This is a genomic window from Fictibacillus sp. 5RED26 (assembly GCF_015903895.1).
GTDB lineage: Bacteria > Bacillota > Bacilli > Bacillales > Fictibacillaceae > Fictibacillus > Fictibacillus phosphorivorans.
In genome coordinates this window covers 81,662-95,236 of the sequence record NZ_JACZDU010000003.1, presented here as the reverse complement: position 1 = coordinate 95,236, position 13,575 = coordinate 81,662, and the positions used below count along the sequence as shown (strand labels likewise).

The 13,575-nt window shown below is 34.4% G+C and carries 12 protein-coding genes and 1 pseudogene; 10 read left to right on the top strand and 3 right to left on the bottom strand.

The features are described 5' to 3' along the window. The first annotated feature begins 30 nt into the window (after nucleotides 1-30). The 4 genes and pseudogenes from IHV10_RS13175 (at nucleotide 31) to mutM (ending at nucleotide 2,772) form a co-directional block, all read left to right on the top strand. A complete protein-coding gene (locus IHV10_RS13175; protein WP_197130322.1) occupies nucleotides 31-570 on the top strand; it encodes a GNAT family N-acetyltransferase in 540 nt (179 codons plus the stop codon). Nucleotides 571-575: 5 nt separating this feature from the next. After that, nucleotides 576-1,019 carry an SRPBCC family protein gene (locus IHV10_RS13170; protein WP_197130319.1) on the top strand — a complete coding sequence of 148 codons (444 nt, stop codon included), beginning with the start codon at nucleotides 576-578 and terminating at the stop codon, nucleotides 1,017-1,019. A 45-nt stretch (nucleotides 1,020-1,064) separates the two neighbouring features. After that, nucleotides 1,065-1,856: a phosphotransferase gene (locus IHV10_RS13165; RefSeq protein WP_197130316.1), complete on the top strand. Its 792-nt coding sequence runs from the start codon at nucleotides 1,065-1,067 to the stop codon at nucleotides 1,854-1,856. Between the two features lie 112 nt (nucleotides 1,857-1,968). Then, nucleotides 1,969-2,772: pseudogene (gene mutM, locus IHV10_RS13160) on the top strand (DNA-formamidopyrimidine glycosylase). Nucleotides 2,773-2,813: 41 nt separating this feature from the next. Here mutM and IHV10_RS13155 read toward each other — a convergent pair. Then, nucleotides 2,814-3,878 (bottom strand): flavin-containing monooxygenase, encoded by a 1,065-nt coding sequence (locus IHV10_RS13155; protein WP_197130313.1) that lies wholly within the window; start codon nucleotides 3,876-3,878, stop codon nucleotides 2,814-2,816. 237 nt (nucleotides 3,879-4,115) lie between these two features. After that, nucleotides 4,116-4,310: a hypothetical protein gene (locus IHV10_RS13150; RefSeq protein ID WP_197130311.1), complete on the bottom strand. Its 195-nt coding sequence runs from the start codon at nucleotides 4,308-4,310 to the stop codon at nucleotides 4,116-4,118. A gap of 353 nt (nucleotides 4,311-4,663) precedes the next feature. On the opposite strand from IHV10_RS13150, the gene IHV10_RS13145 reads away from it, so the two are divergent. Continuing rightward, the gene (locus IHV10_RS13145; RefSeq protein ID WP_197130310.1) at nucleotides 4,664-5,464 is read left to right on the top strand and encodes an alpha/beta fold hydrolase; all 801 of its coding nucleotides are present in this window, start codon (nucleotides 4,664-4,666) and stop codon (nucleotides 5,462-5,464) included. A 36-nt stretch (nucleotides 5,465-5,500) separates the two neighbouring features. Here IHV10_RS13145 and IHV10_RS13140 read toward each other — a convergent pair whose 3' ends face one another. Continuing rightward, nucleotides 5,501-5,995: a GIY-YIG nuclease family protein gene (locus tag IHV10_RS13140; RefSeq protein WP_197130308.1), complete on the bottom strand. Its 495-nt coding sequence runs from the start codon at nucleotides 5,993-5,995 to the stop codon at nucleotides 5,501-5,503. Between the two features lie 380 nt (nucleotides 5,996-6,375). On the opposite strand from IHV10_RS13140, the gene IHV10_RS13135 reads away from it, so the two are divergent. The 5 genes from IHV10_RS13135 to IHV10_RS13115 all read left to right on the top strand — a co-directional run bounded on the left by IHV10_RS13135 (nucleotide 6,376) and on the right by IHV10_RS13115 (nucleotide 13,496). Continuing rightward, the gene (locus tag IHV10_RS13135) at nucleotides 6,376-8,613 is read left to right on the top strand and encodes an McrB family protein (protein WP_197130306.1); all 2,238 of its coding nucleotides are present in this window, start codon (nucleotides 6,376-6,378) and stop codon (nucleotides 8,611-8,613) included. Beyond that, nucleotides 8,588-10,051 carry a DUF2357 domain-containing protein gene (locus IHV10_RS13130; protein WP_197130304.1) on the top strand — a complete coding sequence of 488 codons (1,464 nt, stop codon included), beginning with the start codon at nucleotides 8,588-8,590 and terminating at the stop codon, nucleotides 10,049-10,051. The genes IHV10_RS13135 and IHV10_RS13130 overlap by 26 nt, the downstream gene beginning before the upstream one ends. Nucleotide 10,052: 1 nt before the next feature. After that, a complete protein-coding gene (locus tag IHV10_RS13125; protein ID WP_197130302.1) occupies nucleotides 10,053-10,232 on the top strand; it encodes a hypothetical protein in 180 nt (59 codons plus the stop codon). Nucleotides 10,233-11,200: 968 nt separating this feature from the next. Then, complete coding sequence (locus tag IHV10_RS13120) at nucleotides 11,201-12,445, top strand: AAA family ATPase (RefSeq protein ID WP_197130300.1); 1,245 nt, start codon at nucleotides 11,201-11,203, stop codon at nucleotides 12,443-12,445. Continuing rightward, entirely contained in the window at nucleotides 12,438-13,496 is a 1,059-nt protein-coding gene (locus IHV10_RS13115) for a 5-methylcytosine restriction system specificity protein McrC (protein ID WP_197130298.1), read from the top strand. Before IHV10_RS13120 ends, IHV10_RS13115 begins: the two co-directional genes overlap by 8 nt. Nucleotides 13,497-13,575: the final 79 nt, after the last annotated feature.

The following is a 13,575-nucleotide window of genomic DNA, read 5'->3' as shown; positions in this document are numbered from 1 at the left end:
AAACTATCAGTTTAGGAGGTTGCACCTAAGATGACAGCTACATTTAAACCTATGATGTTTGAGATGGAAACTGATCGACTGATCCTGAGTCTTTGGAAGGATTCGGATGCCCCTTGGTATAGAGAACTCGTTGCCGAACGGGGCAAAGGGATGCCGACTATGGAAACTGCTCATGAAAATATCACCACTTTACGAAACCGAGCATCAGAAAGCGGGATTGCCTTACTCACTATTCGACGTCGAGATGAAGGTGATTATATCGGATACTGTGGGTTAATTATTGGCCGTTCGTCGCTTGAAGAACCGGAAATTGCATACGAGTTGTTCCGAAGAGTTCACGGTAATGGATATGCGACTGAAGCGGCATCCGTAATCGTAGATGCTGCCGTTGCAACAGGCCGTAGCAAGCTTTGGTCGACAGTACGCGCTTGGAATGCTGCATCCTTCCGGGTGCTAGAAAAGCTTAGTTTTGAACGACACCACAGTACGTGGGACGAGGACGGAGAGATTGTTTGGAGCGTACGAGAACTTCAGAAGAATTCCAAAGATGGCCAAGTGTACGGAGGATAGAGAAAATGCCAGAAATCAACCATAAAACCTATATGAAAGTACCATTAGAAGACGTTTATCATACTATTTCAACAGCCCAAGGTTGGAATGCTTGGTTTACGGACGACACATCTTTAGAGATCAATCCAGATGGGACTGGAGAAATTCGCATGAGGTGGACAAACTTCGGTAGTGAACAAGTAACGATAGAAGATGGAGGTAGAATACTCGAAGCTGTTCCAAACCAGAAATTTGTGTTCCAATGGTCACCAGGAGAACAAAGTTCAACGGTAACCATTAATCTTGAGCCCTATAAAGACGGTACAATGGTAACCCTTAATGAATCTGGATATACGAATTCTGAGAAAGACTTAAATGCTTGCATTGGATGTGCGGCAGGTTGGGGAGAAGCGTTAACCTTATTAAAAGTTTATTTAGAGTACGGAATCGTTTATAAGCAGGACTTGTAGTTCTTTCATAAAAATGCACTTTTCTATACAATGGGGGCTTCGTAAATGTCTAACTTTGAAAAAGAAGAATTACTAACTGGAGGAAATATTTCAAATGTAATTCGTCTAGGGAATACGGTCCGACGAGATCTGAAACCCAATAGCGCCAAAATTCATAAGCTATTGAAGCATCTAGAAAATAAAGAATATAAGTATGCACCACAGTTACTAGGTATTGATGAACAAGGGAGAGAAAAGCTTTCCTTTATAGAAGGAGAAGCGGGGAATTATCCCTTAAAGGAATATATGTGGTCAAATGAAGTGATAAAAGATATAGCTAACATGCTTCGACTATATCATGATGCGGTAAGTGATTTCCCTATAGAAGAAGGTTGGCACCCGATCGATCACACACCTCAGCCTTATGAAGTGCTTTGTCATAATGATTTTGCCATTTATAACATTATTTTTGATCAAGAACGACCTGCTGGCATTATTGATTTTGATGTAGCAGGACCTGGTCCAAGGCTTTGGGACATCGCGTATACGCTTTACACGTGTGTGCCTTTAAGCAGATTTTATTTAGATGAAACAGGTACAACCGTAAATTACAATCGTAGCCAGCATGCAGAACGAATGAAAGCGAGAGTTCAATTATTTTTTGAGGGGTATGGTGAGGAAGTGGACCCCAATTATTTGGAGATGGTGCTGCTCAGGTTAAAAGGGTTGTGCAAAACCATTGATAGAAAAGCGAGTGAAGGTGACTTAGCTTTTCAAAAAATGATAGACGAAGGGCATCTGGCCCATTACCTAGAGGACATTGATTTTATTCGTAAACACAGAAACGATTGGATATAATCTATTGCATTAAACAAAGCTGGTCATGTTGACCAAGCTTTTTTTATTTACATAATTTATCCAACCCACTTAATACTAACAAGAGAGACTAGAATTAAAGGAGTTGGAACCATTGCCTGAGTTACCAGAGATGGAAACGTATCGCGAGTTTTTAAATCATAATATCTTACATAAGCCGATAACGAATGTAGAAATCAACAGAAAAAAGTCAATCAACACCGAGGTTCAATCATTTATTGATGCTGTAAAAGGATCCAATATCACTTTCGTAAAAAGAAGAGCAAAACATCTGATCTTTGAGCTAAGTTCAGGACAGTTTCTGCTGCTTCATTTGATGCTTGGAGGACTGATGTTTCTTGGAACGTCAAAAAACAGTCCAGATTGAACGAAACAAATTATTCTGTCCTTTGGAGAGCTAGAACTGAATTTTATTGGTCTTCGACTCGGATATTTACACTTACTGAATCAGAATGAACTAGACGAAAAACTGAGTGATCTTGGTCCAGAACCATTTGAAATGCAGCAGGATGAGTTTTTACAGAGGTTAGAACCGAAAAAAGGGGCACTCAAACCATTGTTAGTCGACCAATCCTTTATCGCTGGAATCGGAAACTGTTATTCTGATGAAATTTGCTTTCAAGCGAGGTTACATCCGTTACGAAAAGCAAGTGACCTTTCTGATGAGGAGAAAATCCGTTTGTATGATAGCATCAAACCTGTTCTTTCAAGAGCTGTTCAATTTGGCGGTTACATGGATTTTTCGATGTATGAAGGAGATACAAAGACTGGGAGCTACAGCGAGAATACCTATGTGTATGAGCGAGAAGGAGAGGAATGTCCGAGATGTGGAGGGTCGATTGAGAGAGTGGATCATTCTTCACACAAATCATTTTATTGTACAAACTGTCAAAAATAGAATTAATGATTCTAGAGGTTAACAAAAGAAGACTTTACTCCTTAGAAAGTCTTCTTTTTTATTATAGATTGGTTATTCATTTTGTGAAATAAGTAATTAGCATCTGGTCCTACTCCAGCGACTAATCCAGAACCTCTACTGTATTGCCACGGAAGACCTAAGAAGTAGAGTCCGTTAATAGGGGAAATGCCTCTTTCATGTAAAGGCATTCCTTTGGGATTAAATGCTTCTGAAATTTTTATCCAACTATAATCCATTTTAAACCCAGTAGACCAAACAATATTATTGACTCTTAACGAGCTATTATCTTCGAACGTAATAGTATCGTTTACTCCTGAAACAGTTCTTGGTTTTAATTTTATTTGACCGGTATTTATTCGTTTTTTTAATTCCATTCCGAAAATTGGATCAGGTTGATTTTTTACAAAAGCACCTCTTATACTTTTATAACTTGCAGAATATATTCCGAATTTATTGAAGTACCAAAATATACTCTTCTTACCAATGTCTTGTGGCAAAAACTTGAGCTTATGCCCTATCGATAAAGTTACTTCTCTTTCTTTAGACAATTCTACAGCTATTTGTGCACCCGAATTGCCTCCGCCTACTACTAAAACTGAACCCTCTTGTAATTGCTTAGGATTTTTATATGTTGAGGAATGTAATTGTAATGCAACATCTGATAAGGAACGCGATATGTTTGGAACAAGTGGACTTTGAAAAGGACCTGTAGCCACAACCACTTTACCAGCAGTGAGTTCCCCTTTAGTAGTGGTCACTTTAAATCCTTCCTCGTATGTAGTTAAGCTCTTAACACTACAGTTTGTTTGAATAGGTAACGAGAATGTTTTCGCATACAAAGACAAATAATCAGCAATTTCATCCTTAGTGGGGTAATCATTAGGATTACCGCTAAGATTTAACCCTGGTAAAGAACTAAAATATCGAGGGGTAAACAATTTTAAAGAATCGTATCTATTTCTCCAAGCCGAACCAACTTCCACAGCTGCTTCCAATATGATAAAAGAGAGATTAGAACCTTGTAGATAATACCCCATACAAAGGCCTGCTTGCCCACCACCAATTATGATTACATCGTAATACAAACAGTTCACATCCTATAACACTGTAATTGAATTGATAAATTCACCAAAATAAGAAAATAATGATAATTCCATTTTATCACAATTGAATTTGGCTATTAAAAGGGAATTAGTAATTATAAGCAAAAAGCAAGCAAGGAAAATGTGCGGCTTGCTCACTAGCTAAAACCTGAAAAGAAGTCATCATAATAGAAAAGGACAGGTTAGAAGTTACGATGACTTCCGACCTGTCCCTTTTCTTTACAGTTGTCCCTTCGCTTTTGCTTCTTGAATCATTTTATACACATATAGCGCACCATAACCACCCGCTAAACCAAGCGGCAGGATGATGAAAGGTGCAAAATTCTTCGTGTGCCATCCTAATAAAAAGAATATCCCATAAATGATGACCATCGACATGATGCTAAACGCTAACCGGATAAAATAAGCTTTCAAACAAAACGCTCCTTCAATTCTTCATCTTTCACTTGCTTACATTCAATGTTTTTTAGACGCCCAATTACGATACACATACCACCCAAACCATCCACCACATATTATAGAAAGTACTATGATTAGGTTTGAACTCTCACCTTCATATAAATCAAACATTACTAGAATTCCATACGTAACGAAGCCAGTCAATATCCCAAATAACAATCGAATCAAATAGTTCTTCAGAGATAGCCCTCCCCGTTTATTTTCTTTTTCCATTTTAACACAACACCTATATGATATTCGTTTATATCCCAAATAGAAGGAATTTCTTCAATAACATAGAACCCCCTTTAGAGAAGGAGTGTTGAAATATGTCGTATTGCCAAGTACAGAAAGCCAACATCTATTATGAAGAATTCGGAAATGGAACACCGATCGTAATGATTCACGGGTTCTACCCGGATCACCGCCTGATGAAAGGCTGCATGGAACCGATCTTTCAGGAGAGGGATGGATACAGACGCATCTATATCGACCTGCCAGGAATGGGGCAGACGAAAGACTATGATTCGATTCAAAACTCGGATGAGATGCTAGAAGCAGTCATTCAGTTCATTGATACGTTATTACCAGACCAATACTTCCTACTAGCCGGTCAATCGTACGGTGGTTATATCATAAGAGGCATCATTGCGAAGATCCCCGAGCGGGTTTTAGGTGCAGCATTTATCTGTCCGATGATTCTACCGGATCACAGTGACCGAACATTGCCAGAACAAACGAACATCGAAGTTGATCAGGATTTCCTAGCCACATTAACAGAAGAAGAAAGAGAAGATTTCAAAGGCATTCATGTGAAGTTAAATGAATACACGTGGAAACGGTATAGGGATGAAGTGGTAGTTGGATTGAAGATCGCGGATTCAGCGTTCTTGGAGAAAATCTCAGGAGCTTATGGATATACGTTTAAAATCGACCAAGAAGTGTTTGAGAAACCTTGTGTGTTTATAACAGGTAGGCAGGACCATGTTACAGGTTATAAGGATGTTTATAACTTACTTGATAAGTATCCGAGGGCTTCTTTTTCGGTTTTGGATGTTGCGGGGCATAATTTGCAGATTGAGCAGGGTGAGCTGTTAAATGTACATATAAGTGAGTGGTTGAATGCGTAAACAAGAAAGGCTTCCAAATTAGTCATCTTTTGAAAATTATGTAGTTACTTTTTCTTTTAAAATACCTTCTTTAACTAAATTAACAAGTATTCCTTTATTTTTAAACTTAAAATACATTACTAGGCGATCAAGGTCTTTTTTAGTAAGTTCAGCATCATGGATAACAAGCTCATATTTATCTAGTTTGCTTACCATTGATTTGGCGTAGTCAATTTGTTTAGGTGTTAAGTAAATTTCATCTGAATTAGAATATCTTGTTAACACATTTAATGGCTTTGAATGAATAGAATTATATATTTCATTCGTGTAATTTTGTTCCTTTACCCAAGTGATATTATCTTGGTTTAACTGAAACCATTCGCCTTCTAGCCGTTTATGAGAAAAATGTTTGTGAAAAGCCACTTCTGTTTGATGATGATTACCGGTCTTAATTAGATAAATGAGTTCATTCTTAAATGGTAACTTTACACCAAAGACATTCATACGTTTTTCTATATGTTTTGACTTTCGAATTTTAAAAGTTCCGTTCAAATGCTCTTGCACACAAAATAAACATAAACAGGAGCTTTCCCATCCGGAAATGGTGAATCTATTATTCTTTGAAGTTCATGCTGATTTGGTTGGTATAAGGATATTTTCTGAGGAGAAAGTAAAACACTTTGTATTGGTGTATTGTATTGTTCTTTTTGTTAAAAAAGAAAGAAATCCTTTTAGAAATGTTCCTGCAACCCTTTCCTATAAACAGTTAACTATTATGTATATTAATAGAATAATAAAATATGGAAAATATTACAAATTATTTATTATATAATAAGAGTAGTATCGAGGTAACAGTATCAGTTAAATGCTTACCAGATAAGGATAAATGATGAATAGAATTAGTTTATTTTATAGAGAAAGGAACTGGAATAATGGTGAATGACACGTCTACAACTACATTCGATCTTTCAAACTATCAAGCTATCTTTAATGAAGAGGATACTTCAAAAAGATGCCGTAATGTATTAGATAATATTCACGTAGAGATAAAACCGTTTTTTGATAAATTTTGTGAAGAAAATAACCTTTTAACTGATGATCGTTATATAAAAGATTATTCAGTTACTTTAAATACAACTTATCATGACGCCAAAAATCCTAAGAATGAAGAAGCAAAAAAAAATTCATCAATAGGTAAAAAATATTATATAGCTTTAAATCAAAAGATTGGTAACCAAGAAGTAAACTTGATTACTCTTGAGTTTAATGGAGTTAGTAAAAAGTTACATATTTCTATTGATACTGACTTTTACCCGGTTTGGTATGAAATGAAGACAGGTAGAATGATACCTACTGTAGAGAGTTTAGATGATGACGTCCTTGTTCAAACACAGGGAACTTGGTATATAAAGGAGTCATTTCCTAAGGACGATTTTTACTCTGTATTTACAGAAATTAAAAAACAAAAAAAAACCACATTCTTTCATTTTGGAATTGAAATGCCTTTGGAAGGAACAATCAATAAAGTAGATTTAAATACTAAAATAATATCATGCTGGGAAAAAACTACTCCAATACGTAAGTTATTAAAAGAAGAAAAAGAATTAAGCAACAAAGCTGAATATATTTTAGATTTGTTTTCTAACGAATGGACAAAAGAGGGATCTATACAAGTATTAAACCAATCATATTCCATCGTTTTCGGTAAAACAGAAAGGTACAAGCCTAGAGTTAGAAGGCAATCCATAGCAATAAACGATAATAATCAATTAATTACAAAGGGTCATTTTTATTATTTAGATAGAGATCAAAATTATGCTCCTAATCAAGTTATAGCTGTTAATCTAGAGGGACATTTTCATATTTACACGGATGCACGAGAATTATTAGGTTCCTCGGTTAATGAATGGTGGATAAGGAAAATGTTTTCTGCCCACAAGAAAGATAATTCTGCGATATTGATAAAAGCTATGAGTCTCTTAGAAGAACACGGTATTCCTACGAAAGACTCAAAGTATTACATGGGGTCATATAATAACGAGACAAACGTATTTAACAATGAAATTTTATATCTTAAACAAGATTTAATAAAGGCTAGTATTATTTTTGCTGTTGCAAGTGAACGGCTCAAGCTTGGTCAAGAAGTCAAGAGTGATATTACTCCAAATGAAGAAGAGGAATTTGTTAGTAACTTTTCCTTTAAGGATATTTACGAAACATTTGCTGAAAGTCAGTTTACTTTTTCAATTGATATTATTCGTGACTTCCACCTGAATCTTACAGCACTGGATGACAAGCACTTTGTCATCTTAAATGGGATTTCTGGAACGGGGAAAACGCAACTTTGCCGATTGTATGCAAATGCCGTTTATGGATTAGATTATGAATCTGAGAATCCATACTTGACCATCATACCTGTTCGTCCAGATTGGATGGACGCTACAGCGTTATTTGGTTACTACAGTTCGTTTGAAAAAAAATATATAAAAACGGAATTTTTACAAGTTCTTCTCTCTGCGCAAAAAGAACGGGACAAGCCTCATTTTATTGTGTTGGATGAAATGAACCTAGCGCGAGTTGAGTATTATTTAAGCGATTATTTGAGTGCTGTTGAATCCCGGAAAGAAATTCTACTTCATAACAGAGAAGATGTAATGGAAATTCCGCAGAAAATCAGTATCCCACCAAACGTATATGTTTTGGGAACGATTAATGTGGATGAGACGACTCACAGTTTGTCTGATAAGGTATTGGATCGTGCGTTTGTAATGACATTATCAGATGTGGATTTCAATAAATTTTGGTCAACACTAGATTACTCTGTAAAATCGATGGTCAGCCACGAATTTGACGTTCTTCGTGACATACACGACGATTTGAAATCATATGAACTTCACTTTGGATATAGAACAATGAACGAAATGATTCAAAAGTTAATAAGAAACAAAGAACTTGAAGAGCATAGTTTGGATTCATCGCAAGCATTAGACCGTGTGATAAGTGAAAAAGTGCTGCCAAAGCTAAGAGGTGATGAACGGATTTCTGACCTCCTTTCGGAGTTAAGGAACAAATGTCTAAATCATTTTGGAGAAGAATCTCTATCACATACTCATCTCGTTAGAATGGAAAAGGAGCTGGAACGTTATGGAGCAACCCAGTTCTGGCGTTAAGTTTTTCATCAAGTCAAATGAAGAAGGCTGGCTTACGATTGAAGAAGCTTATTTAAGAGAGGCAACGACTTATGAATGGAAGCTAGAGAGAGATAACAATCCCGTAGTCCTATTTAACGGGATGCCACTTCCTTTTGTTCCAACTGAGACTGGAGTTAAAGGGAGCATTCAGACACCTTTTCAGTCAGGTGAAGTGGTTATAGAAATTAATGGTTCTCCTTTTAATACTTATATCTATACAGATGAAAGAAAAATGACGAACGAGCAGTATGAAATCATGCTGAGAGATATTTTAGAGGAAGCGGCAGTTTGCTTTGATTTCAGCGGCTTAGATAAAGGGTTCAATACAAGTGGAAGAGATCGTGCCTTGTCCTGGACACAATGGTCATATATAAAAAGAGGCTTTCGTGAGCTGACCCTGTTATTTCAGAAGATTAACAGTCATCCCTTGTCTGTCCTTAAACAAGAAAGTAAAATGATTAACCGTGAAAAAATCCAACAGGTTAATGCATCAACATCACTTTGGTTGGAGAGGAATCAAGGAAGAGCAAATCAACTTATTCCTAAACAGATTTGGACTTCGAAGCGTCAAGAAACGAATGACATCTATGAAAATCGTTTAGTAAAAAAACATCTTCTTGAACTAAGACATCTTCTTTCCTTATATCGCGATTATGCTAATGGTACATTAAAAAAAGAAGCAGATAAGCTAAGAAATAAAGTGATGTTTTGGCTTAACCATCCCTGTTTAGAAGGAGTCAAACCTCATAATGGCCAGGTAACCATCACACAAAAACTGAGGAAACATCCGATTTACCGGAAATGGAACACATGGTTTGAAAAACTGTATAAGCACCAGAAATATGAAATCGGTTTTGATTATGACCTTCCTTTAAAAGATACATTTTCATTATATGAAATGTGGTGCTACATGCAGCTGATCAAACAAGCCAGAAATAGCGGGACCCTTACAGATACCTCACAACTTTACAAAACAACTTCTGACGGTATCTTTTTAACATTGGCAGAAAACAAAGAAAGCACAGTGAAACTTAAGAATGGTGATACCATCACTTTTCAACGTGTGTTTCAATATAGAAATCCAGATACTGCAGCTCCAAACACAAAAGCACTCTATTATACGTTCACACAGCGTATGATACCTGATATTGTCATCCAACACGGAGAAAAACTATTTATCTATGATCCAAAATATCGAGTGCCTGGTAACATCGGAAACGCACTAGGTGAAATGCACAAATACAGGGATGGCATAAGGAACATCTTCAATGATGAAACAGTAGTAGAAACAGTGTATATCATGACTCCGTTTCAGGAGAATGGCGAAGAACTGAGATACTATGACAATAGATTTCATCAAAAGTATAAGATGGGTGCAGTAAAGATGATGCCTGGAGTCCCTTTAGGAGGTTGTTAGTTTGGAAATTCTAAAAGGTGGTATTGTACTACCTGACAACATTCGTGGGAGAGATATCTACACTAATGTTATACCAACAGTATGTAGCCTTAAGGTAATGCTTGAAAAACTAGAAGTTGCAAAAGGTGATTATTCACAATTAAAGCAGTGGGAAAAGAGGAGTATCAGGCTTATCATATAGATAACATTCAAGATGAACTATTAAGTCACTACAAAGCAGAACAAATCGAATTAATAAAATCTCATATTTTAAGTATCCAACCTAAAGAAATAGGTGCCAACTGTATCGATATTTATTTAGTTGCATATGTAGCTGAAAATTACGGAACTGGCAAAATTACATTTTTCAATTTTATTTAACATCATACGATTTCTGATAAAGATAATTCTGCTAATGATTTAGCAGTTAGGGAAAATTGATGGGACTTATCTTGGTTTATTAAATGAAGATGGATCTATACGTGATTGGAACTACTTTGCTTGTTGTTTAAAATCCGATAATAATAAAACAATATCTGTTCCACTAAAGATCGGGTTTAATGAAAATACTAATCATATTCATATGAATGTAGCCGGTCAGTTAACAACTGTTAATCCGAAATTATTCAGGTTATTAGAAGAGCAACTGCGTTTAGCTGGTAAAATAAATTAATAAATAAAAGCACTTGTCTTAGTTGGCAAGTGCTTTTCTATGTATTACTTTTTTTGGTAGAGATTTATTGCTATGATCTATTTATAAAATAGTTTGAAGAAAAAGACTTAGTCATTGATTCTATCACACAGCTTGATCATTCATAGCAATTTGAGATCATTCATCAAAAGTTTAAAGGTATAAAGAGTTTATTAATTTGAGAGCCGTCACCATTGTATTAGCTTGGTTACTTGATTCTAGTGAAAATAACAATGCGCAAACCCTAGCCTTTTTATAGTAGGAAGACAAAATGATGTAGTAGGTTATAAGGATGCATAGACAAATATTCAAGAGCTATATTCTCCATATTTGATAAAGCAGCTCATAATTTGCAGTTTGAGGAGGATAAACAATTTAATGTACATATTGGTGAGTGGATAGAATGAATAATTATCAATTAAAAGTTTTCTCTAACAAGGAAAAATATAGAATAATAAATCATTAAAGGAGCAGAAGTTATGACAACTTTAGATACCATATTGATTAAATTAGGACTAACTTTCAAGGAGGGGATATCCGCTTCAGAATTATATAAGGCAACAAGTGTTAGTTGGAGGTTAAGTGAAAGTAAGCTTAAGTCAGGAGATTTTAAATATTATTGTGCGGTTTTTCGTAATCAAATAAAAGAAGTATATGAAATTACTGGTTATGAAAAAGATTTGAATCCTGAAAATATTGGGAGGATAATACTAAAAGGAAGAGTAGCTGAAGATGTAATTCGTTCTAAGTTACTTAATATATATGTTGGTGATATTCATACTAGCTCTGGTAATCCGATTAAGTATACTAATATTGAAAAATTATTAGAGCTTACATCTGATAATGAAATAGGAAAGAACATATCAAATCAATCATTTTTCCATGATGATTTATTTTTAAGTGAAGCCTTACAAGAAAAAATTGTTCGTTTACTAAAATATAAAAAAAATATAATTTTTCAAGGACCCCCAGGGGTTGGCAAAACTTATTTAGCTAAAAAATTACTGCAAAAATGGTTTTCAGCAACACCTGAGCAATTATTATTTTTACAATTTCATCAATCTTATTCATATGAAGATTTTATTGAAGGTTATAGACCAGATGAAAATGGACATTTCAAGTTAACAAACGGATTGTTTAAGGATTTCATAATGAAAGTAGTGGGAAATCCAGAGTATGTTTTTTTTGTATTAATCGATGAAATAAATAGAGGGAATTTGTCTAAAATTTTTGGAGAGTTACTGATGTTAATTGAGCATAATAAAAGAGGAGAAAAACTACAATTGGCATATTCGAAAAATGAATTTACAATACCGGATAACGTTTATTTCATTGGAACAATGAACACAGCAGATCGTTCTCTTACAGCTTTAGATTTTGCATTTCGGAGACGGTTTTCATTTATCAACATTGAACCAGCTTTTAAAGGTGAAAGTTTAATAAAATTTAAAAATTACATGGATTTAAATGGAATTAGTGAAGGGACTACAACCCGAATTGTACAGAATATAACTGAAGCGAACGAAATTATAGCATATGATTATAAATTGGGGAAAGGTTTTGAAATAGGACACTCATATTTTACTAATTTCACTAATCTAGGAGATGAATTAGAATGGTATCAAAATATAATAGAGTTTGAATTAATACCATTGATCGAAGAATACTTTTATGATGACGAAGCTAAAATGGCGAAAATAATTGAGGTTCTAATGAATGAGTGAGACAAAATATAAAGTACCAATATATAACTTATTTTGTATTTTATCTTATACTTATGATATTCCAGACTTAATTAAATCACTAGGAAATGAAGATGATGATTTACCGCAATTTCATTTGTTAGTACATTTATTTTTAAAGGAATCAAATAACTTAATATCGAAGGGATTATCAAAAGATTATCATCTTTACGGCGAAGAAACTAATCAATTAAGCGGAAAAATTCTTTTTGAGGATTCTATTAATAATATTATTCAAAGAAAGCCATTGTTAAGCTGTGAAAAAGATAAGTTTGATGAGGATACTCTAGTTAATCAGATTCTTAAAGCTACTTTATATAGTCTAATAAAATTAGAAAATATAACAAAAGTCCATAAAACAAAAATTTATTCATATTTACATAATCTACAACAAATCTCTAATAAAAAACTTGAAAGACAAGATTTCTATCGATTATCACCCAGTAGAACTAAACACCACTATAAGCACATGCTATTATTAGCACGATTAATCTTTGAGTTGAAAAATCTTTCAGATGAAGATAGATTAATAGATTTCATAAATATATTGAATGACGAAAGGAAAATGCAAGTTATATTTGAAAAATTTGTATTGAATTTTTATCACTATGAGCAAAAACATTTTATCCCAAAAGCAGAAAGAATAAAATGGAAAATGATTGGTGGAAATTTAACGATAATACCAGAAATGAAGACTGATGTATCATTAATTAACAGATTCCATAAACAAAAAATCATTATTGAAGTGAAATATTATTCTGAAATTTTCACGAAATCTTTTAATATAAATAAAATCCGAAGCACTCATTTATATCAATTATTTGCTTATTTAAATCATTCTCCAGAGAATTATGTTGTCCAAGGAATTATACTTTATCCAACTAATGGAGATCAACTTGACGAATTATATATTGTTCCAACGCAGGTTGGACATGAAATAAAAGACACGAATATAAGGATATATACGATTGATCTAAATCAAAGATGGAGTAAAATTCACGAACAATTGTTAGTTCTATTGAAACTGGATTGAATAAATGGGGAATTAAATCAAAAGTCAGTATTAGAAAAACACTGGTTGCAATGACTAGTGTTTTTTTAAATATGGCTTT

What these genes read in the sequence shown, in the direction of transcription:
- IHV10_RS13175 (WP_197130322.1), top strand. Translation starts at nt 31, where the DNA reads ATGACAGCTACATTTAAACCTATGATGTTTGAGATGGAAACTGATCGA.
- IHV10_RS13170 (WP_197130319.1), top strand. Translation starts at nt 576, where the DNA reads ATGCCAGAAATCAACCATAAAACCTATATGAAAGTACCATTAGAAGAC.
- IHV10_RS13165 (WP_197130316.1), top strand. Translation starts at nt 1,065, where the DNA reads ATGTCTAACTTTGAAAAAGAAGAATTACTAACTGGAGGAAATATTTCA.
- IHV10_RS13145 (WP_197130310.1), top strand. Translation starts at nt 4,664, where the DNA reads ATGTCGTATTGCCAAGTACAGAAAGCCAACATCTATTATGAAGAATTC.
- IHV10_RS13135 (WP_197130306.1), top strand. Translation starts at nt 6,376, where the DNA reads ATGGTGAATGACACGTCTACAACTACATTCGATCTTTCAAACTATCAA.
- IHV10_RS13130 (WP_197130304.1), top strand. Translation starts at nt 8,588, where the DNA reads ATGGAGCAACCCAGTTCTGGCGTTAAGTTTTTCATCAAGTCAAATGAA.
- IHV10_RS13120 (WP_197130300.1), top strand. Translation starts at nt 11,201, where the DNA reads ATGACAACTTTAGATACCATATTGATTAAATTAGGACTAACTTTCAAG.
- IHV10_RS13115 (WP_197130298.1), top strand. Translation starts at nt 12,438, where the DNA reads ATGAGTGAGACAAAATATAAAGTACCAATATATAACTTATTTTGTATT.